The following is an 18,563-nucleotide window of genomic DNA, read 5'->3' as shown; positions in this document are numbered from 1 at the left end:
CAATGGCACACCGCCCAGACACGTTAGAGCACGCGCCGTTAGGGCGCGATTCCGCTTACCCTGAGCAGTATGACGCGGAGCTGCTATATCCTATTCCCCGCGCGGCTAATCGAGTGCCGTTGGGGGTTGAAGAGGGGGCTCTGCCATTTGCGGGGGAAGATGAGTGGCACGCCTTTGAAGTCTCCTGGCTCAACTCGCGCGGTAAGCCTATTGTGGCCGTGGCGCGCTTTCGCTTGCCAGCGGCCTCACCCAATCTGATTGAGTCCAAATCCTGGAAGCTCTACCTCAATAGCCTCAACCAAACCCGTTTCTATAGTCGTCAGGACGTGATGGAAACGCTTGCCAATGACCTTGCTGTTGCGGCGGGGGCTGAGGTGAGTGTCGAGCTGTTTGATGTGGATGCTTCAGAGCTTTCACCTCAGCTCTTGCCGGGCGAATGCTTGGACGATTTAGATATCGCAGTAAGCGACTATACGCCTAGCAGTGGCCACCTATCGGTAGGAGAAGAGGTCGTCGAGGAGACGCTCTACTCCCACCTGCTGAAATCCAACTGCCCCGTTACCGGTCAGCCAGATTGGGGCAGCGTGCTGATTCGTTATAAAGGCCCGAAAATAGACCGCGAAGGGCTGCTGCGCTACCTGATTGGATTTCGCCAGCACCAGGATTTTCACGAGCACTGCGTTGAGCATATCTTCTGCGATTTAATGACCCATGCAAAGCCCACGCAGTTGCTGGTACTGGCGCGCTATGTGCGTCGCGGCGGGTTAGATATCAGTCCCTGGCGCGCAACCCCAGGGTTAACGCCCCCCACGCCGCTGCGCCTAGCAAGGCAGTAAGCGGCAATGTTATAAATGACAATGCTATAAATGACGGTGCTAAAGTAGCCTCACACAATTGGACTTGGAGTCATCAATGGACGCACTCACGCTTCTTCACGAGCGTAGCTCAATGGGCAAGCTGATGGAGCCAGCGCCCAGCGGCGAACAGCTCAGCGCCATTTATCAGGCCGCGCTGCGGGCTCCCGACCATAAAGAGCTGCGCCCCTGGCGCTTTATCGAGTTTAGCGGGGAAGGGCGAGAACGCTTGGGTGAGCTATTCGCCGAAGCGGAGTTTCAGGAGGACCCTAGCGCCGATGACGAAACGCTCAACTCGGCGCGCAAGAAGCCGCTGCGGGCGCCGATGGTTATCGCCGTGATCGCCAAGGTCACGCCAGAGCTCGACAAAGTGCCCAAAATGGAGCAGGTGATTTCCGCTGGCTGCGCCGCTCATGGCATTCTACTGGCCGCCCATGCGCTGGAACTGGGTGCCATGTGGCGAAGTGGTAAGTACGCTTTTGACCCCGTGGTACGCAAAGGGTTGAGTCTGGATGAAGACGATGAAGTCGTTGCGTTTATCTACTTGGGGACGCTAGGTGGCCGCCATAAACCGGTAGCGCAGCATAACGCTGCTGACTTTGTCGAACGCTGGGACTAGGTATACGTACGTATGAATATCTCTCGTAAGCCAGGGGTGCCGTACCCGCGCTTGGCTTTGCCAGAAGCCCGGCCGGAAGGCCAGCCAGAAGACTTAGTCGCTTTTCAGCAATGGTTGGGTGACGCTATCCCCATAGTAAGCGCGCTAGGCATTAATGAGGTAACGCGCGAAGGCGACACTCTAACGTGGCAATTGGCGCTAGCGCCTAACCTAAACGATAAAGGCACCGGGTTTGGCGGCGCGCTCACGGCGCAAACCACGCTGCAAGGCTGGTGCTGGGTAACCCTATGGCTACGCGAGCGAGGTATCGCAAGGGACGTAGTGGTCGCCGAAGCTACTCAGCGCTTTCTTGCGCCAGTCACGGGCGACTACCGCTTAGTTTGCACCCCAGCCGAGCTAGAAGTCCCCGATCAGCTTGCCAACAAGCTTGCTGAACGCGGCAAAGGGCGTATCGCGCTGACTCACCAGCTCTATTGTGGTGACACGCTTTGCCTGGAAGCTAGCGGCAGCTACGCTGTATTGCCGGAGCGTTAGCCGTCAGGTTCGTAAAGCCTGAAAAGGCTTGCTATTTCGAGGCTTAGCCCATAGTATATGCGCCGTTCTGTCGCGAAAGGTAACGCCTTTCAACAGCGCCAAAACGCGGAGGGGTGTCCGAGTGGTCGAAGGAGCACGCCTGGAAAGTGTGTAAGCCGCAAGGCTTCGAGGGTTCGAATCCCTCCCCCTCCGCCATAGGATTTTAAAGGCCGTCAAGCTAAATGCTTGACGGCCTTTTTCGTTTCTGGCTCTCAGGGACTAGCTTGGGAGTGCTCCAGATCTAATTGCTTCTCAATGGCGCTGGAACATTTGGGCCGTCGTTGCGAATCCACTTGCCCATAACGTTGTTGGATCATGGTGATCGTGGCGTGGCCAACGTGGTTTGAGATCCAGTGCAGCGGCACTACACCCATAGAGAGCAGCTGGCTGAACGTGTAATGACACTGGTTGGGGCCGCGGTAGCGAACGCCTACGCGTTTCAGGTGGGTTTTCCAGAAGCGCTCGCGGATGGCGTTCGCGTAAAAGGGCGAGCTATTGGATCCAACTGGCGAGTTAGCCCCACTGGTCACCATGGCGATATTGACCCTTTGTGGTGTTTGTTAGCTTACAGCTAAAAAAATTTCGATATTTATTCTCTATTGGCTATAATGATGGTAATGAAGACGATCACTTACCGTAAAAGTGCGCTAAAGGTGCTGCAGCGAATGCCGCGGCCTGAGTCGAAGCGCATACAAGGTAAAATCAAGGCCTACGCGGGAGACCCGGAAAGCCAACGCAATAATGTGAAGGCGTTGAAGGGGAGCGATTATATTCGCCTGCGGGTGGGCGACTGGCGGGTGATCATTGACGAGCAAGGTGATGTGTTAGATATCATTAACATCGGTGCCCGTGGCGCTATTTATCAATAAAGCATCAATAATGTACCCGGCAATTAACAGGAGGCGGCATGAGCGCACCTCAGATTATTCAAACGCCCACTGGCGAGCGGCTGGTGGTACTGCCCGAGCAGGAGTACCACGTACTGCTTGCGCGGTTGGAAGACCAGGACGATATCGACGCTGCCAACTCGGTTGTGGCGCGTGGTGAAGAGTCATTTCCCGCAGCGGTTGTGGATGCGCTGCTGGACGGCCTGGCACCCGTGAAGGTGTACCGTGAATACCGTGGCCTACGCGCGGGCGAACTGGCGAAAAAAGCAGGGATCAGCCAGGGGTATCTTTCCGAAATAGAGTCAGGAAAGAAGAGCGGCTCGTTGAGTGTGCTGACCCGTATTGCGGCCGCGTTGGATGTGGAGTTGAGAGATCTCACCTAACCGCCATAAAATTTTAAAGGCCGTCAAGCACTTAGCTCGACGGCCTTTTTCGTTTTTGGCTGTCTGGAATTGTCTTGGGAAAAATAAAGAAAGCTGTTTAAAAAGGCAGCACTCCGCCGAAGCCAATACCCAGCACGGCAACGATAACGACGATAGTGGTAGTAGACATATTCTCTTCCTTTGAGTAGTGAACGTTGCTATAGCGTAGTCGCGAAAGCGCTATTTCGCACGTAGGCGACAACTGAGCAACCTTTCCATGGTGGCAGAAAAATTCCTGCCAGAAAGCCCGACAACGAGGTTTGAAATCAACAGCTGTCGAGCGTTAACAAAATAGCAGAAAACCCCCAGTAACGGACTTATTTTCCATATCCTGTTGCCTGTTAGGAGTGCAACATTGGATATTTGGATGAGTAGTTGAACCAGAACCTTTGTAAGCATGCCATACTGGATTTGATGATATAAAATTTGCTGAAGTAGGGCGGAAGCCGGCGCACATATGACTGCTCCATATATGGTGTGCCCGTGGGCAAGGAGAGGATCAAAATGAACAAAGACGAAACATTGCGACTATTACATGAGCACAAGTCGATATTGGCTTCGCAGTTCGATGTGAAGAAGCTTGCTCTTTTTGGCTCTATGGCTCGTGGGAGCGCTAAAGACACAAGCGATATTGATATTCTTGTCAGTTTCGATGGCCCAGCAACCTCCGCACGCTATTTTGGTCTTCAATTTTATTTAGAAGATCTGCTTGGGTCTCCAGTCGATTTAGTGACAGATAAAGCCCTTCGGAATGAATTGAGGCCATACATCGAGAGCGAGGCGCTACATGTCTGAGAAAGGCGTGAAGCGTGAATGGCGCTTCTATATTGATGATATGGTCGGTTTTGGTGAGAAAGTGCTTTCCTACACAGAGGGACTAGATCAAATTGCTTTCCTCAATGATGATCTCACCTACGATGCTACGTTGCGTAATTTAGAGCTTATCGGTGAAGCAGCCACCAGAATTCCAGATGAAGTACGCCAACGGTATCCAGAAGTGCCCTGGCGCTTGATCATTGCGACACGCAATAGACTTATCCATGCATATTTGGGTATTGACGAAGATACTGTATGGAGCATTATTCAAGACAATGTACCTGAGCTTCTTGAGTATCTGGAAACGATTCGCAATGAAAGTAAGGTAGATATCAGTACTGAAAATGATTTATTTGACTAAATTTTCACGATCTAACGCTTTCCCAAGCCCACTAAAATAGCCGCTGAACGCTGCATTGATCTGCTCCCGCTGTGCGCCCAGTAGGTAAAGACCTCTTTCCGCTTCAGGAGAGGCCTTGGTGCCTTTGACCAGAAAGTGATTGGTGATGGTCGCATCCTGCACAAAGGCTTCAAAAGCGCGGGCGCAGAGCTCTTCGGGTTTGCTGTAGTAGAGCTGACCGAGCTTTTTATCCACCTGCACCGAGTGCTGAAACAGCTCGCTAGGCTGTTCACCTGCTGGCTGCAGCAGAATAGCCTTGAAGCACTCCATCAATAATTGATTAAGCGGGTGGGAGATGGGCGTCGCATCGGCTAACCACGCGGTAGAGGCGAACAGGCCGTTGGGGATGCCACGGAAACACTTAGTGGCGACATAGTGGTTGAAAGCGTGAAACCACTCATGGGCGATGCTGCCGGGGCCTGCGTTTTTGGCCAGCGCAAAACTGCTGGCTTGCCCCTGGCGATGGTCAGGACCACTGCGATAAAAATCCCGCGCTTCGATGCTCACTTGTCGTTTCTCCTTGCATTCCGCCATCCAGACCCCCACTAACTAACCGTAACGCATTTTAATTGCCTCATTTTCCACCGCCAGGAGAGAGATATGAGCGAGCGTATTTTAGTGGTACTGACGTCTCACGATCAGTTGGGCGATACCGGTAATAAAACCGGTTTTTGGCTCGAAGAGCTGGCAGCCCCTTATTATGTCTTTAAAGACGCGGGTGCTGAAGTAACGTTGGCATCGCCCAAGGGTGGGCAGCCGCCGCTTGACCCCAAAAGTGACGCAGACGATAGCCAAACCGATGAAACGCGCCGCTTTAAGCAAGATGAAAAAGCTAACGCGGAGCTTGCCGCCACCCACCGTTTGAGTGACATGAAGGCTGATGATTTCGATGCGGTATTCTACCCCGGGGGCCACGGCCCGCTATGGGATCTCGTTGACGACGCGGACTCGATTCGCTTGATCGAAACCTTTATCGCCCAAGGCAAGCCGGTTGCCACGGTTTGTCACGCGCCGATAGTGTTGGTAAATGCTAAAGACAGCACTGGTGAGCCGCTGGTCAAAGGCCGCCAGGTAACAGGCTTCACCAACGGAGAAGAAGAGGCCGTTGGCTTGACCAATATCGTGCCGCATCTCGTTGAAGATGCCTTGCAAAAGTGCGGCGGGATTTATAGCAAAGCGGATGATTTCACCCCTTACGTACGTGAGGATGGCCAACTGATCACCGGGCAAAACCCGCCTTCCTCAGCACTCACGGCTGAAACGCTAATGGCGTGGCTGACGAAATAACCCGCCGGTATTAATACCGCGTTTGGTGACGACGGCGAGGCTCTCCTCGCCGTTTGTATTTTTGGTGCCGATTAGATTCTGACTATGCTTATAGGGAGATAGGTTATTTATTTTTAAGTAGCTATGTTCTCAACAGCGCAGTTCTCAGCAGCGCAACAAGGAGGCGACTAACATGGAGACCGCACGCGTCTATCGGATGAAAACCGCGGAACATCTCTGCCCATTCGGTATGAAAACAGTCGATTTGTTAAAACGCAAAGGCTACCAGGTCGATGACCATCCGCTTACATCCCGAGATGAAATTGAGGCGTTCAAGGCCCAGGAGAATGTCGATACCACCCCGCAAACCTATATCGGTGATAAACGTATTGGTGGCTATGAAGAGGTGCGTGAGTATTTAGGCATGAGTGTGCCGAGTGCAAAAGAGACTTTCTATCGGCCGGTGATCGCCATATTTGTGACCGCTTTGCTCATTGGGCTGGCGGTTAGCTGGGTTGCCAATGGCACCTTAGTGGCGGCACGAATGCCTGAGTATGCGGTGGCCACGGCCATGGTGCTGCTGGGTTTGCAGAAGCTGCAGGATGTAGAGAGCTTTAGCTCGATGTTCCTTAACTACGACCTGCTGGCTCAGCGCTATGTCCCTTACAGCTATGTGTACCCCTACGCAGAAACCCTGGCAGGGATACTAATGCTGGCCGGTGCCATGCTTTGGCTGGCAGCACCGCTGGCGCTGTTTATCGGCACGGTGGGCGCGGTGTCGGTTTTTAAAGCCGTGTACGTGGATAAGCGTGAGTTGAAATGCGCCTGCGTTGGCGGAAGCAGCAATGTGCCACTAGGGTTTGTATCGCTGACAGAAAATATCGCCATGGTGCTGATGGGGCTATGGATGCCGCTGAAAATGTTGCTATAAAAATAGTCATTAAAAACTTGCTTGGCTAAAAGGCTGTTTAAAATCCAAAAATCCATTAAAAAACAATTTATTTGCCGCTACATATCTTGGTTTCAAGTAATAACTGCAATTTCATTACGCGGCGAGTAAATCGTCTCGCCGCCCTATAAATAACTCATTCGGTGATCGTCCACCTCTGGTCGCTCTGGGTCTGCTGTTCAGTCGATCCATAACAAACTGAACCTGCTCATCCGTCACCTTGCTTAAGTCTGTTCCCTTGGGGAAGTACTGGCGGATAAGGCCGTTGGTATTCTCATTGATCCCTCGTTCCCATGATGCATAAGGGTGGGCAAAATAAATATCCGCCTCCAGACCTTTCGCTATATCCTCGTGCCCAGAAAATTCAAGACCATTATCCAAGGTGATGGTTTTGATTCTGGCTTTGAGCGACGCCAAATGCTCAATCGCTGCAGCCGCCAGCAGGTCGGCTCTTTTGCCCGTCAGGCGAACAATGACCGTATACAGCGTCTTACGCTCAACCATCGTCAGCAGAACGCCCTTGCGACCCTTGCCGATGATCGTATCGCCTTCCCAGTCACCAATTCGGCTACGCCGGTCAACGACCGCAGGGCGCTCATCAATACTCACTCTGTTCTTGATCTTCCCTCGCCGATCATAGCTGCCATAGCGCTTGCGATAGGGCTTTGACGCTACCCGAAGATGCCTATACAAATCGCCACCGTTGGCCTTGTCTGCGTAAATCAACTGGTAAATCGTCTCGTGGTGCAGACATACGCCTGTGTGCCTTCTCAGGTAATCGGCAACCTGCTGCGGACTCAGCTCCTGACGAAGCAAGGTTTCTATCTCACCTCGCACCTCGTCCGTCACCTTCCGTGCCTTGTAGGCATCATGCCTCCTAGCGCTCGACAGCTTCTGTGCCTGCCCAGGCCGATAACCTCGAAGCCCTCTGTTACGGCGAAGCTCCCGGCTGATCGTGGACGGACTCCGCTCCATTTTCTCCGCTATCGCCAATTGGCTGTGGCCTGCTTTTTTTAGAATGTAAATCTGGTATCGTTCGTTTTCGGTCAGCTGGTTGTAGCTCATCAGTGCTTTTCTCTTGGTCGGGAGGAGCGCCGACTCTACCAGCTGGCCGCCCTCTTACCAATTGCACTTATTATCCGAAACCGCGTATCACAGGTTAGATTAAACCCGCTGTTATAAAGCGCACTGTGCACACACAGCGTAGGGAACTCGCGACAGGGAAGAACAAGCAAGGATTGCTTGTGTAGCACAAGGATGCACAAACAGGACAAGATCAGAGAAGAGCTGATGAAAACCCGGCCAAGGAGTGGCCGGGTTTTTTTACCCTGGAATAAATAACAAGTTAATTAAGCTCTTTTGACGCTTTTATTAACAATGCATTGCTTGTGATAATAAAAGGACAGTGGTGATGACATAAGCCTTTTTATAACAAGCGTGAAAGTTAGCAAGTGCTTACTTTAGCAAGCATAGTGATAATAAAGCGAGCTTAATTCACTCAAGGGTATTTCAACCGCTGTTTGACAGTTCAGGCAGCGTACGGTGGTACTGTTTTTACCGGTGCCTTCTAAACGGAAGCGGTTCAAAAACGGGTTTTTGGGTGACTCTGAGTTACCGCAATGACGACAGATGACATCCAGCCCGTTGACTTTGCTGCTAATAATAATGTCTCGCACGCTGACCTCCTACCAGTAGGTTAGATGATGGTTCAGGCGTGGTAACGTCCGTGTAGAGTAGCATCGTTGCCGATACTTTTAAGAGTATAGCGCTGCAAGGCATATGTGCCATATAAAAAAGCGTGCTTTAAATAGGTGCAGTTAATCTGAATAAAAAAAGATAAATTTTTCCGGTTTAATAACATAGGTTAGATAAATAGAGTGTTTTAAGGTTCACTGTGAGTACACAGCATAAGAAAGTGGCAATAGGGAAGATCAAGCGAGGGAAGCTTACGCTCATAGAAGCACAAACAGGATGTTTGTGAAGACGAATCAAGGAAGGTTTAATAAAGCCCCAGCCAGGGAGTGGCCGGGGCTTCTTTTTTATACGCTTGTTTTATTTCTTCGCTTTTTTCTTACTTTTCTTAATGTCGTTGCCTTGGCTAACTGTTTTGCCTTCGCTGCTCTCGTCGTTGCTGTCATCCTTCTCACTGTCAGGCTTGTCGCCGCCTTGATGAGTGAGCGGGCTCGCTTGGTCTAAGCGCGGGTGGTTATCCAGGAATTCACGCTGTAGGTCAGGTATGGCATCCAAGGCTTGCAGGGTATGGGTGAGGGCGTGAATAGCCGCCAGCACGTCCTGGGTATGGCCTGTTTCTGAGATGGTGTGCATGTTGCGGATAGGGAAGCCAATCGAGGTAGCGGCACTATCGATAGACGCCAATACGCCTGCCATGCCATCGGTACCCGTATCCACGCCGACGATATCGCGCTGCAGCGGAATATCCTGCTCTTTAGCGGCTTTAGCAATGATGCGGTTCAACTGCTCGCTAGCGATCGAACCCACCGCCATAGTGAAGCCTTTGCCCATCTCTAGCGGCTGCATACGCTTGTCGCCGATACCCGGCGCGGCCACGTAGTCATGGTTTACATCGACGCCAATCAAAGCATCCGGCTTCATTTCACCCGCCATCACGCGGCTACCGAAACGGCCAATTTCCTCGTAGCTGGCAATCGCAAACAGTACGCGCACGTTTTTAGTGCCGCCTGCTTCAGCAATCAAGCGCGCCACTTCGGCGGCCACAAAGCAGCCTAATCCGTTATCCAGGTAGGCACCGTAGAAGGTATTGGGACTGAAGCCGGGGCGGATTGGGCGGTCGAAAATAATCGAATCGCCGGGCCGTACACCCAGGTTCAGCACCTGTTGCTTTTTGTTTTCGCCGTGGATCTGTAGATCCAGGTAGATCTGCTCTTTTTTCAGGCCTTTGCTGCCATCGCGCTGGGCAGGATCAGAGAAGTGAATGGCGCCCAGTGCTTCAACCGTGCCGCCTTCAATGCAGCGGTAGCTGCCGGGCTTCTCGGGGTCTTCGCTGAACAGCTTCACTTCATGGCCGATCAGCACGGTGGGTAGGAACGAATCGGTGTTGATCCAGATCTTGCCGTCTTCACCAATTGAGCGCACCTGCATGCGGATTTTGTCCGCATGGCCGATCAGCATGACCTTGAACATATCGTCGCGGTCAGGATGGGTGTCGAGAACCACGCCTGCATTGCCCTTGAACTGGTGAAGGTGCCAGCTTTTGGGCGCAAAGCTTTCAAAGTGGGGCTTTAACACGCCGTAGGTCATCGCCGCTTCCAGGCCTACGGGGCTAGGAGCGGCAAGAATATCGCGCATCAGTTTAAACTGCGCGTCGGGCATCGGTTGTGTCCAGGGTTTTGCACTATCGCTCATCGTTATCACTCACTTATTAAGGTGGATATTAATCGCCTCTAGTCTGCCAGATTATGAAGTTAGATGCGCTGATAAGGCGCGCCGCGTTTGGACGATGCTGCGGGAGCAAAAACGTCGTACTATTGATTCAATAAAGTTGCATATAACAAACATAATACGACGATGTTGGAGCAGTTCAATGACCGCACCCACACTAGGTGCCCAGCGCTTTAAAGTGTTACTGGCGGGCGTCTTCAGCCAGATATTGTGTGTTGGCGTCGCCCGTTTTGCCTATACGCCGCTACTGCCGGTGATGCAGCAGCAGACCTGGATGGGGGACGCCGATGGTGGCTGGCTGGCGGCGCTTAACTACGCGGGTTATATGTTGGGGGCGGTATTAGCGGCCTCTATTCACAGTATTTATAGCAAAGACATGCTGTTTCGCTGCGGGCTAATACTGGCGGTGCTGACCACAGCAGGTATGGCGCTCACCGAGCACTTCTGGGTATGGGCGGGGCTGCGTTTTCTGGCCGGACTTTCCAGCAGCGCGTCGATGCTCCTGGCGTCGGGGCTGATCCTTCATTGGCTAATACAACACCGCCAGCGCGGCGAGCTGGGCATTCACTTTTCTGGTTTGGGCATTGGCATGGTGGTGGTCGCTGTAGCGGTAGAAATGATGCTGCAGCTGTCGTTTAGCTGGCAGACCCAGTGGTGGGGCTTTAGCCTGCTGGGGGCAGTGCTGCTGGTGCCTGCCTGGCGCTGGCTGCCACGCCCGGAAAAAACGTTGGAGAGAGCGCACGAAACACATAGCCAGACCTCGATGCCGCCCACGCGAACCTTTATGCGCTGGATGCTGGCCGCCTATTTTTGCGCGGGTTACGGCTATGTGATCAGCGCTACCTTTCTTGTGGCCATTGTCGAGCGTGAGCCACTGCTGGCGGGAATGGGTAACTGGACTTTTGCTCTAGCCGGTTTGGCTGCTGCACCTGCGGTGATGCTGTGGGATTTAGTCGCCCGTCGAGTAGGGTATCTGGGGGCGCTGATTATCGCCATGTGCATTCAGGTAGTGGGCATCGTACTGCCTGCCATTACCTCGAACGCAGTAGCGGTGCTGCTCAGCGCCGTGCTCTACGGCGGCACCTTCCTTGGTTGCGTCAGCCTGGTGCTGACTATGGCGGGCAGGCTCTACCCTTCAAGCCCCGCGCGATTAATGGGGCAGATGACGCTGGCTTATGGTGCGGCCCAAATATGCGCCCCGGCGCTAACCGGCATGTTGGCCGAAGCCTCCGGCCATTATGGCGTGGGACTGTGGTTGGCGGGCGGCTTTGTGACGTTGGGCGCCGTGCTGCTGGCCTGTTTACGCCGGGTAGATCAAACTGCCCAGCGCTTAGATGCCGCTGCCAAAGCGACGGTGTACGCCTAGGAACTAGGGCCTAGTGGGCATTGCCCGCTAAATCCTCTAGGATAGCGCCTTTTTCTGACGGACGGGATACTGGGCAAATGACCTCTTCTGGGCAACCTCGCACTCAGTGGCTAGGCCGCTGGGGATTTATGTTAGCGGCCACTGGTTCGGCGGTGGGGCTGGGCAATATTTGGAAATTCCCCTATATCACTGGGGAGTTTGGTGGCGGCGCTTTCGTGCTAGTTTATCTGGCGTGTATTTTTGCCATGGGCGTACCGGTGATGATGACCGAGATTGCCCTCGGGCGGCGTGGCCGCGGTAGCCCCGTTGATGCGATTCGTCGTGTGATCAATGAGTCGGGGCGCTCGTCTGCTTGGTCGCTAATCGGCTGGATGGCGATGCTCTGCGGCTTTACGATTCTGTCGTTTTACGTGGTGGTAGCGGGTTGGTCATTCTCGTATCTGTGGAAGATGCTTACCGGCGGCCTGGAGGGCAGCAGCGTCGACGATATGGCCGCCGTGTTTGGCGCCAACAATGCCAATCCGCTGAATCTCGGTTTTTGGAGCACTTTAGTCACGCTGCTGACGATGTTAATCGTAGGCAAAGGCGTGCAGCAGGGGATTGAGAAAAGTGTGAGCTGGATGATGCCGGGGCTGGTGATCATGCTGGTGGTGCTGATTGGTTTTGGCATGTTTTCCGGTGGTTTTGGCGCGGCGGTCAATTTCTTATTCTCGTTCAATGCCGGAAGCCTCTCTAGCGAGGGGCTGTTGGCTGCGCTGGGCCATGCATTCTTTACCCTTTCCCTCGCCTCCGGGGCGATTCTGACTTATGGCAGCTACCTACCCAAAGAGACCTCCATTGGCCGTACCACGGTAAGCGTGGCCATTGCCGATACCGTTGTCGCACTGATGGCGGGGCTAGCGATCTTCCCGGTGATTTTTGCCAACGGTATGGACCCCGGCGAGGGCCCAGGGCTGATCTTTATGAGCCTGCCGTTGGCCTTCCAGGCGATGCCGTTGGGCACGCTGTTTGGCATTCTGTTCTTCTTAATGCTCTCCATGGCGGCGCTGACCTCCTCAATTTCCATGGTCGAAGCGACAGTCTCGTGGCTGTGTGATAACAAAGGCTTTTCGCGCCCCACCGCCGCTTGGGGCACGGGTATTGTGCTGTGGTTGATCAGCACCTTGGCGATGTTGTCGTTTAACCTGGGGGCTGACTGGACGCTGGCCGGCAAAAGCTTTTTTGACTGGTTAGATTACCTCACCTCACGCTTCATGATGCCGCTGGGTGGTTTGGGCATGGTGGTGCTGGCAGGCTTTGTGTTGAAGAGCGAGACCTTCCGCGATGAGCTGGGTCTAGCGCCGCTGCCGTATGCGCTGTGGCTGGCTATGGTGCGCTACGTTAGCCCACTCGGTATTGTGGTGATTTTTGTCGATGCGCTGGGCGTTTATCAAGTCTCATTTGCTGCACACTGGCCGTGGCTGTTGGCGATTCTAGTCGCTATGGCGGCACTGGGGGAAACCCTCAGCCCGCGGCTGCGCGCTGGTTAACGCTTGCTGCTTGTGTTGTTGCTGCGCCTCGGCGGCGGCGACTGCGCCGGGGTGAGTGCCCACTTTCATAAGCTCATCCCAGCGCGTGGTAAAGCGGCCTGAGCGATGGGCACAGCGTAACTGCCAGGCCGCAGGCGCGTCTGTCATGCCAAAGTTGATCGTGCCTTGCCCCATGCGCCGGTTAATCTGGTCCACCGTTGCCATCAAAAAAGGGTGACGTTCACGGGTGGGCGGATGCAGTAGCGCAAGCTGGTGGTGCTCAGCATCGACTAAATCGAGCAGCATCACACCGGCTTTCATAAACTGATAGCGAGGGCGATGAACCTGCTCAAGCCCCTGGCGCACGGCATCAAGGATCACTCGGGTATCGTCGCTGGGTGAGGGCAGGGCGATCAGTGCTTGGGGGAAGTACTGCGGCTGGTCGCGGCGGTGGCGGTTGGTGTTAAGAAACACCATTACCGCACGGGCCAGGCTGTGCTGCTCGCGCAGTTTTTCAGCGCTACGCTGGGCGTGGCGGCGCAGGGCATTATGCACTTCTGCAAAAACGTCGCTGGGTTGGCCGAAAGAGCGCGAGGTCATAATGCGCTGGCGCGGTTGATCCAGGGCATTCATCTCCATGCAAGGTGTGCCGCGCAGCTCAAGCGCGGTGCGCGCGAGTACTACCGAGAAGCGCTTGCGCAGCTGCTTTTCATCGCATTCACGCAGATCCCAGGCGGTAGTAATCCCGCCGGCCGTTAACCGTTCGGCAAGCCGATGACCAACGCCCCACACGCTGCCCACCAGGGTACGTTTAAGCAGCATCTCGCTAGTGTGATCCTGCCCATTAAGTAGGCAAACGCCTTGGAAGTGCGGGTCCTGCTTAGCAAGATGGTTGGCGAGTTTGGCTAGCGTATGGGTAGGCGCCAACCCCACACACACTGGCAACCCCAAGTGGCGACGAATACGCTGGCGTAAGCGACGCCCTAGCGTTTCGCACTGTTCAGTGGTTAATCCGTCTAAATAGACGAACATTTCATCAATGGAGTAGGGCGCGACCTCCGGGCAGGCATCGCGCAGCAGTTGGGACAGTCGCGACGACATATCGCCGTAAAGCTCGTAATTGGACGACAGCAGATGGATCTCGCCGCGCTGGCGCAGCCCTTCAAGCTTGAATGCGGGCGTACCCATAGGGATATCCAGTGCTTTCAATTCGGCGGAGCGAGCGATAATACAGCCGTCATTATTCGACATAACCCCCACAGGCCTGCCTTCCAACTTGGGCTGAAAAACTCGCTCGCAGCTGACATAAAAGTTGTTGGCATCGACCAGGCCAATCATCGCACGTACTCGTGTATGACGGCGCGCACCACGCCCCAAAGTTGGCAGTCACTGCCCTCAAGAGGGAGGGGTGGATAGTGTGGGTGGGCCGAACAGAGGTGCGGTGTTCCCCGGTAAAGCGCGTAGCGTTTGATCAGCGCTTCGCCTTCCAGCATGGCGACCAAAATATGCCCCAGGCGTGGCTCAATACCGCGGTCGACAATGAGCAAATCACCCTCAAAAATACCCCAGCCCTCCATGCTGTCGCCGGTTGCGGTGACATAAAACGTCTCGGTAGGGTTTTTGACCAGCCGCGTATTGAGGTCCAGCGTGCACGGTTCGTAATCCTGAGCAGGCGAAGGAAAACCGCTAAAGCCAGCCCGGCCCATAAACGTTAAATAAGGCAGCGGCTGGGAGGTTAACGGCAAGGCAGGGGAAAAGTGAGCTAACTGGCCCGGCATCGTCGGCATCCTGATTTTGAAATATTGTATAAACATACAGTATTATTTCAGGGTAAGGAAAATGCAAATGAGCGAGCAACCCCAAGACCGACACACTTCGTTCGTGATGACATCCCATATGAATGCGGTTCATCAACAACCTGACGCGGATGCGATGAAACCCATGTCAGGCTGCGGTATGATAGCGGCCTGATTACTCCTATGATCGACCCTTTCTCGTTACGAGGTTTTCCGCCGATGTTCAGCCGCGATATGTCAATTGCCGGATTCGATGATGTGCTGTTTGACGCCATGCAGAAAGAAGTAAAGCGTCAAGAAGCGCATATTGAACTAATTGCTTCCGAAAACTATGCCAGCCCTCGAGTGCTCGAAGCCCAGGGCAGCCAACTGACCAATAAGTACGCCGAAGGTTACCCTGGCAAGCGTTACTATGGTGGCTGTGAGTTCGTCGATATCGCTGAAAACCTGGCGATTGATTACGCTAAAGAGCTGTTCGGCGCGACCTACGTTAACGTTCAGCCTCACTCTGGCTCACAAGCAAACAGCGCGGTTTTTCAAGCGCTGGTTAAACCCGGTGACACCATTTTAGGTATGAGCCTGGACGCCGGTGGCCACCTGACCCACGGTGCCAAACCGAGCTTCTCTGGCAAGCACTACAACGCTATTCAGTATGGCCTGAACGAGCAAGAGCTGATCGATTATGACCAGGTAGCGCAGCTTGCCCGTGAGCATAAGCCTAAAATGATCATTGCCGGTTTCTCAGCCTATTCACAAATTGTTGATTGGGCCAAGTTCCGTGAGATCGCCGATGAAGTGGGCGCTTACTTGCTGGTCGATATGGCCCACGTCTCCGGCCTAGTCGCCGCAGGTGTTTATCCCAGCCCCTTGCCCCATGCCCACGTGGTGACGTCAACGACGCACAAAACCCTGCGCGGCCCGCGTAGTGGCGTAATCCTTTCTGCGGAAAAGGACGCTGATATTGAGAAGAAGCTACAGTCAGCAGTTTTCCCCGGCGGCCAGGGCGGCCCCTTGATGCACGTGATTGCGGCCAAAGCGGTGTGCTTCAAAGAAGCCATGGCGCCCGAGTTCAAAACTTACCAGCAGCAGGTGGTCAAGAACGCCAAGGCAATGGCCAAGGTATTTATCGACCGCGGTTACGACATCGTTTCTGGCGGTACCGAAGACCATCTTTTTCTGCTTTCGCTGATCAAGCAGGGCGTAACAGGTAAGGATGCCGATGCAGCGCTAGGCCGTGCTCACATCACCGTTAATAAAAATGCCGTGCCGAACGATCCGCAAAGCCCGTTTGTCACTTCAGGACTGCGTATTGGCACTCCGGCGGTGACCACGCGCGGCTTCGGTGAGCAAGAGTGCACCCAGCTAGCTGGCTGGATCTGCGATATTTTGGATGTGCTGGCCAAAGGCGAAGACACTAACGCCATTGAAGCGAAAGTGCTGGATAAAGTCGCTGAGGTTTGTACGCGTCTGCCTGTTTATAAGTAACGCTAATTGCTGTTAGTTGGATCTAAGGCCTTGCGGTTTGCAGGGCCTTTTTTTATTGCCTTAATGCTGGGGTAATGCACGTCGGCCACACTGATAGGTAATAAAAAGGAAACCGTTATGCACGTCTTGCTGATTGAAGATGACCCGCTTGTCGCAGCGGGGATTCGTTCGGGGTTAATGACTTTTGATTTTGTGGTTGACCACGTCACCACGCTGAGCGCCGCGCGCCAAGCGCTGCGCACGGTTTCCAGTGACGTGGTCATTCTTGATCGCGGCTTGCCCGATGGTGACGGTCTGCAGCTGTTGGCCGAGTGGCGTGAACAAGGAGTCAATGTTCCCGTACTGGTGCTAACCGCAAGAGATGCGGTGCGTGACCGCGTAGATGGGTTGCAGAACGGTGCCGACGACTATCTGGTCAAACCCTTTGATTTAGATGAACTGGTAGCACGTTTGCACGCCCTGCTGCGCCGGGCAGCAGGGCGCAGCAGCGGTATAATTTCCCATGGCACGCTCGTATTAGACCCGGTCGCCAGAGAGGTATATGTGGCTGGCCTACTGGTCATGTTGTCCCGCCGTGAGCTGGTGCTACTTGAAACCTTTCTGCAAGCGCCGCGTAGCGTGCTTTCGGCTGACCAGCTCAAAGATAGTCTTTATGGCATGAACGATGATGTTGAGAGCAATGCGCTGAATGTGCATATCCACCATCTGCGCCGTAAGTTGGGTAGTGGTGTTATTGAAACGGTACGCGGGCTGGGTTATCGGTTGGGAAAGCCAGAGGCGGTTCACTTAGCGGGCACACCTTATAAGGGACAGCTACATAAGGGGAGGCTATGAGCTTACGTGCGCGCTTACTGCTCACCTTGGGTTTAACCCTGGCGTTGCTATGGGGGATAGCGGCGGCATGGTTGATGCGCGACCTGGAAGATAAGTTTGTGGAAACCCTGGACCAGCGCTTAGCGCAGTCGGCGCGGATGGTGGCGGGACTAGTCTTACAGCTACCGTTTGAAGTGTGGGAAAACGCCGAGCAGCCGGCACTCTCTATTCCTTCTATTGAAGGGCTTGCCTGCCAAGTGCATTCGCCTCAGGGCGAAATCATGGCGCGCACCCATGCGGATATGGGTGCTGTTCTTGCGCCAGGAGAAGGCGGTCACGCTTATCGCCAGGCGGAAGGTGTGACGTGGCGAGTATTTACCTACGAACGCGATGGTATTGTTATTACCACCGCTGACCGCATGGACGAGCGCGATATGCTGCTCAGCGGCGTGATACGGGTAGTCGTTGTGCCATTTGTGGTGGCATTAGTAGGCAGTATGGTCGCGCTTTGGCTGGGCATCTGGCGAGGATTAGCGCCGCTAACACGGCTACGCGAATCGCTCGCCAGTCGGCATCCGGATGCGCTGGCGCCCGTCGCTACCTATGGCCTGCCCAAAGAAATTCGGCCATTACTCGAAACTCTCAACGGACTTCTAGCGCGTGTTCAGCAAACCATTATGCGCGAGCAACGCTTTACCAACGATGCAGCCCACGAGCTGCGAACCCCATTGACCGCGATCAAAACCCATCTGCAGGTTGCCCGTCGCGTTGAGGGGCAAGCGGCTATTGCCTCGCTCAATTATGCCGAAGAAGGCGTGGTGCGGCTGAGCTCGACTCTTGATCAACTACTCACTCTAGCTCGCGTTGAGGGGCGCGTGCGCTTTGATGATGGCGAGGCAAGTCGCGTTGCCGACGTAGTCGAATGTGCCCTTGCGGATAGCCAGCACAGTATCCCAGAGCGCTTTGTGTTACCGCCCAGTTGGCCCGAGGCAACGCTTGCCATGCCCCGTGAGCTGGCCATCATCGCACTGCGTAATTTGCTGGATAACGCGCTCAGGCATGGGCCGCCAGAAACCCCAGTTACGCTGAGTACACAGTGGGAGCCGGGAGGGCATCACCTTGCCTTCAGCGTTAGCGATCAAGGACCGGGTATTGACGAAGCGACGCTTAAGCAATTAACGCAACGTTTTTGGCGCGCCAGCAAGCAGCAGGGCAGCGGGCTGGGATTGGCTATTGTTGCGGCGATCGCTGAGCGCTTCGGTGGTGAAGTAACGTTCGCTAGCCCGGCTGGGGGTGGCTTTACCGCTCGGCTAGTGGTACCCGTGAACACACCGGTGGGGCAAGCGCCAGCAGCGTATGCCGAATAACGATAACGCAAGGGAGAAACCG

General features: G+C 54.3%; 22 protein-coding genes and 1 tRNA gene. 16 read left to right on the top strand and 7 right to left on the bottom strand.

All coding sequences use genetic code 11. The annotated features are described in order from the left end of the window. Positions 1–2 precede the first annotated feature (2 nt). The 4 genes from queF (at position 3) to ACQE2I_RS12620 (ending at position 2,202) form a co-directional block, all read left to right on the top strand. Positions 3–836, top strand: coding sequence for an NADPH-dependent 7-cyano-7-deazaguanine reductase QueF (queF, locus tag ACQE2I_RS12635; RefSeq protein ID WP_427028435.1), 834 nt, complete (start codon positions 3–5; stop codon positions 834–836). Between the two features lie 76 nt (positions 837–912). Further along, positions 913–1,473: a nitroreductase family protein gene (locus ACQE2I_RS12630; protein WP_427028434.1), complete on the top strand. Its 561-nt coding sequence runs from the start codon at positions 913–915 to the stop codon at positions 1,471–1,473. 12 nt (positions 1,474–1,485) lie between these two features. Next, positions 1,486–2,007: a YiiD C-terminal domain-containing protein gene (locus ACQE2I_RS12625; RefSeq protein WP_427028433.1), complete on the top strand. Its 522-nt coding sequence runs from the start codon at positions 1,486–1,488 to the stop codon at positions 2,005–2,007. A gap of 107 nt (positions 2,008–2,114) precedes the next feature. Further along, a tRNA-Ser gene (locus tag ACQE2I_RS12620) sits at positions 2,115–2,202 on the top strand. Between the two features lie 56 nt (positions 2,203–2,258). Here ACQE2I_RS12620 and ACQE2I_RS12615 read toward each other — a convergent pair. After that, the gene (locus ACQE2I_RS12615) at positions 2,259–2,579 is read right to left on the bottom strand and encodes a hypothetical protein (RefSeq protein ID WP_427028432.1); all 321 of its coding nucleotides are present in this window, start codon (positions 2,577–2,579) and stop codon (positions 2,259–2,261) included. A gap of 84 nt (positions 2,580–2,663) precedes the next feature. Between ACQE2I_RS12615 and ACQE2I_RS12610 the strand changes: the two genes are divergently transcribed. Then, positions 2,664–2,915, top strand: coding sequence for a type II toxin-antitoxin system RelE family toxin (locus ACQE2I_RS12610; RefSeq protein ID WP_427028431.1), 252 nt, complete (start codon positions 2,664–2,666; stop codon positions 2,913–2,915). A 38-nt stretch (positions 2,916–2,953) separates the two neighbouring features. Then, a complete protein-coding gene (locus tag ACQE2I_RS12605) occupies positions 2,954–3,316 on the top strand; it encodes a helix-turn-helix domain-containing protein (RefSeq protein ID WP_427028430.1) in 363 nt (120 codons plus the stop codon). 97 nt (positions 3,317–3,413) lie between these two features. Here the strand turns inward: ACQE2I_RS12605 and ACQE2I_RS12600 are convergent, their stop codons facing one another. Beyond that, positions 3,414–3,557, bottom strand: coding sequence for a hypothetical protein (locus ACQE2I_RS12600; protein WP_427028429.1), 144 nt, complete (start codon positions 3,555–3,557; stop codon positions 3,414–3,416). A gap of 302 nt (positions 3,558–3,859) precedes the next feature. Between ACQE2I_RS12600 and ACQE2I_RS12595 the strand changes: the two genes are divergently transcribed. Together ACQE2I_RS12595 and ACQE2I_RS12590 are read left to right on the top strand one after the other, a co-directional pair. Continuing rightward, complete coding sequence (locus tag ACQE2I_RS12595; protein WP_427028428.1) at positions 3,860–4,150, top strand: nucleotidyltransferase family protein; 291 nt, start codon at positions 3,860–3,862, stop codon at positions 4,148–4,150. After that, positions 4,143–4,532 (top strand): HepT-like ribonuclease domain-containing protein, encoded by a 390-nt coding sequence (locus tag ACQE2I_RS12590; RefSeq protein ID WP_427028427.1) that lies wholly within the window; start codon positions 4,143–4,145, stop codon positions 4,530–4,532. Before ACQE2I_RS12595 ends, ACQE2I_RS12590 begins: the two co-directional genes overlap by 8 nt. On the opposite strand, the gene ACQE2I_RS12585 is transcribed toward ACQE2I_RS12590, so the two are convergent. Beyond that, positions 4,521–5,078: an LPD1 domain-containing protein gene (locus ACQE2I_RS12585; protein ID WP_427028426.1), complete on the bottom strand. Its 558-nt coding sequence runs from the start codon at positions 5,076–5,078 to the stop codon at positions 4,521–4,523. The genes ACQE2I_RS12590 and ACQE2I_RS12585 overlap by 12 nt on opposite strands. A gap of 93 nt (positions 5,079–5,171) precedes the next feature. Here ACQE2I_RS12585 and ACQE2I_RS12580 point away from each other — a divergent pair, with 93 nt between their 5' ends. Then, positions 5,172–5,858, top strand: a complete 687-nt coding sequence (locus tag ACQE2I_RS12580) for a type 1 glutamine amidotransferase domain-containing protein (RefSeq protein WP_427028425.1) — start codon at positions 5,172–5,174, stop codon at positions 5,856–5,858. Between the two features lie 172 nt (positions 5,859–6,030). After that, entirely contained in the window at positions 6,031–6,768 is a 738-nt protein-coding gene (locus tag ACQE2I_RS12575; RefSeq protein ID WP_427028424.1) for a MauE/DoxX family redox-associated membrane protein, read from the top strand. Positions 6,769–6,882: 114 nt separating this feature from the next. Here the strand turns inward: ACQE2I_RS12575 and ACQE2I_RS12570 are convergent, their stop codons facing one another. Next, the gene (locus ACQE2I_RS12570) at positions 6,883–7,851 is read right to left on the bottom strand and encodes an IS30 family transposase (RefSeq protein ID WP_032608318.1); all 969 of its coding nucleotides are present in this window, start codon (positions 7,849–7,851) and stop codon (positions 6,883–6,885) included. Between the two features lie 987 nt (positions 7,852–8,838). Next, positions 8,839–10,170 (bottom strand): M20/M25/M40 family metallo-hydrolase, encoded by a 1,332-nt coding sequence (locus ACQE2I_RS12565; RefSeq protein WP_427028423.1) that lies wholly within the window; start codon positions 10,168–10,170, stop codon positions 8,839–8,841. 178 nt (positions 10,171–10,348) lie between these two features. On the opposite strand from ACQE2I_RS12565, the gene ACQE2I_RS12560 reads away from it, so the two are divergent. Both ACQE2I_RS12560 and ACQE2I_RS12555 read left to right on the top strand, forming a co-directional pair. Then, entirely contained in the window at positions 10,349–11,572 is a 1,224-nt protein-coding gene (locus ACQE2I_RS12560) for a YbfB/YjiJ family MFS transporter (RefSeq protein ID WP_427028422.1), read from the top strand. A gap of 77 nt (positions 11,573–11,649) precedes the next feature. After that, positions 11,650–13,101, top strand: coding sequence for a sodium-dependent transporter (locus ACQE2I_RS12555; RefSeq protein WP_427028421.1), 1,452 nt, complete (start codon positions 11,650–11,652; stop codon positions 13,099–13,101). Here the strand turns inward: ACQE2I_RS12555 and ACQE2I_RS12550 are convergent. Both ACQE2I_RS12550 and ACQE2I_RS12545 read right to left on the bottom strand, forming a co-directional pair. Next, positions 13,045–14,418, bottom strand: coding sequence for a Y-family DNA polymerase (locus tag ACQE2I_RS12550; protein WP_427028420.1), 1,374 nt, complete (start codon positions 14,416–14,418; stop codon positions 13,045–13,047). The two genes, ACQE2I_RS12555 and ACQE2I_RS12550, sit on opposite strands and share 57 nt — an antisense overlap. Further along, entirely contained in the window at positions 14,415–14,858 is a 444-nt protein-coding gene (locus ACQE2I_RS12545; RefSeq protein ID WP_427028419.1) for a LexA family protein, read from the bottom strand. The genes ACQE2I_RS12550 and ACQE2I_RS12545 overlap by 4 nt, the downstream gene beginning before the upstream one ends. 67 nt (positions 14,859–14,925) lie before the next feature. Here ACQE2I_RS12545 and ACQE2I_RS12540 point away from each other — a divergent pair, with 67 nt between their 5' ends. From ACQE2I_RS12540 to ACQE2I_RS12525, 4 genes are all read left to right on the top strand, one after another. After that, the gene (locus ACQE2I_RS12540) at positions 14,926–15,051 is read left to right on the top strand and encodes a hypothetical protein (RefSeq protein WP_427028418.1); all 126 of its coding nucleotides are present in this window, start codon (positions 14,926–14,928) and stop codon (positions 15,049–15,051) included. A gap of 44 nt (positions 15,052–15,095) precedes the next feature. After that, on the top strand, positions 15,096–16,361 hold the full coding sequence (glyA, locus tag ACQE2I_RS12535) for a serine hydroxymethyltransferase (RefSeq protein WP_427031465.1): 1,266 nt from the start codon (positions 15,096–15,098) through the stop codon (positions 16,359–16,361). Positions 16,362–16,478: 117 nt separating this feature from the next. Next, positions 16,479–17,195 (top strand): response regulator, encoded by a 717-nt coding sequence (locus tag ACQE2I_RS12530; protein WP_427028417.1) that lies wholly within the window; start codon positions 16,479–16,481, stop codon positions 17,193–17,195. Then, positions 17,192–18,541 carry an ATP-binding protein gene (locus tag ACQE2I_RS12525; RefSeq protein ID WP_427028416.1) on the top strand — a complete coding sequence of 450 codons (1,350 nt, stop codon included), beginning with the start codon at positions 17,192–17,194 and terminating at the stop codon, positions 18,539–18,541. The genes ACQE2I_RS12530 and ACQE2I_RS12525 overlap by 4 nt, the downstream gene beginning before the upstream one ends. Positions 18,542–18,563: the final 22 nt, after the last annotated feature.

This window comes from Halomonas sp. H2, assembly GCF_050215315.1.
Taxonomy (GTDB): Bacteria; Pseudomonadota; Gammaproteobacteria; order Pseudomonadales; family Halomonadaceae; genus Vreelandella.
The sequence above is the reverse complement of the archived record's forward strand: the minus strand, read 5'-3'. Positions and strand labels throughout refer to the sequence as shown.

Coding starts and splice junctions, on each gene's coding strand:
- ACQE2I_RS12565 (WP_427028423.1), bottom strand. CDS start 10,170: ATGAGCGATAGTGCAAAACCCTGGACACAACCGATGCCCGACGCGCAG.
- ACQE2I_RS12570 (WP_032608318.1), bottom strand. CDS start 7,851: ATGAGCTACAACCAGCTGACCGAAAACGAACGATACCAGATTTACATT.
- ACQE2I_RS12560 (WP_427028422.1), top strand. CDS start 10,349: ATGACCGCACCCACACTAGGTGCCCAGCGCTTTAAAGTGTTACTGGCG.
- ACQE2I_RS12580 (WP_427028425.1), top strand. CDS start 5,172: ATGAGCGAGCGTATTTTAGTGGTACTGACGTCTCACGATCAGTTGGGC.
- ACQE2I_RS12550 (WP_427028420.1), bottom strand. CDS start 14,418: ATGATTGGCCTGGTCGATGCCAACAACTTTTATGTCAGCTGCGAGCGA.
- ACQE2I_RS12540 (WP_427028418.1), top strand. CDS start 14,926: ATGAGCGAGCAACCCCAAGACCGACACACTTCGTTCGTGATGACATCC.
- ACQE2I_RS12615 (WP_427028432.1), bottom strand. CDS start 2,579: ATGGTGACCAGTGGGGCTAACTCGCCAGTTGGATCCAATAGCTCGCCC.
- ACQE2I_RS12595 (WP_427028428.1), top strand. CDS start 3,860: ATGAACAAAGACGAAACATTGCGACTATTACATGAGCACAAGTCGATA.
- ACQE2I_RS12625 (WP_427028433.1), top strand. CDS start 1,486: ATGAATATCTCTCGTAAGCCAGGGGTGCCGTACCCGCGCTTGGCTTTG.
- ACQE2I_RS12545 (WP_427028419.1), bottom strand. CDS start 14,858: ATGCCGGGCCAGTTAGCTCACTTTTCCCCTGCCTTGCCGTTAACCTCC.
- ACQE2I_RS12630 (WP_427028434.1), top strand. CDS start 913: ATGGACGCACTCACGCTTCTTCACGAGCGTAGCTCAATGGGCAAGCTG.
- glyA (WP_427031465.1), top strand. CDS start 15,096: ATGTTCAGCCGCGATATGTCAATTGCCGGATTCGATGATGTGCTGTTT.
- ACQE2I_RS12530 (WP_427028417.1), top strand. CDS start 16,479: ATGCACGTCTTGCTGATTGAAGATGACCCGCTTGTCGCAGCGGGGATT.
- ACQE2I_RS12610 (WP_427028431.1), top strand. CDS start 2,664: ATGAAGACGATCACTTACCGTAAAAGTGCGCTAAAGGTGCTGCAGCGA.
- ACQE2I_RS12525 (WP_427028416.1), top strand. CDS start 17,192: ATGAGCTTACGTGCGCGCTTACTGCTCACCTTGGGTTTAACCCTGGCG.
- ACQE2I_RS12555 (WP_427028421.1), top strand. CDS start 11,650: ATGACCTCTTCTGGGCAACCTCGCACTCAGTGGCTAGGCCGCTGGGGA.
- ACQE2I_RS12575 (WP_427028424.1), top strand. CDS start 6,031: ATGGAGACCGCACGCGTCTATCGGATGAAAACCGCGGAACATCTCTGC.
- ACQE2I_RS12605 (WP_427028430.1), top strand. CDS start 2,954: ATGAGCGCACCTCAGATTATTCAAACGCCCACTGGCGAGCGGCTGGTG.
- queF (WP_427028435.1), top strand. CDS start 3: ATGGCACACCGCCCAGACACGTTAGAGCACGCGCCGTTAGGGCGCGAT.
- ACQE2I_RS12590 (WP_427028427.1), top strand. CDS start 4,143: ATGTCTGAGAAAGGCGTGAAGCGTGAATGGCGCTTCTATATTGATGAT.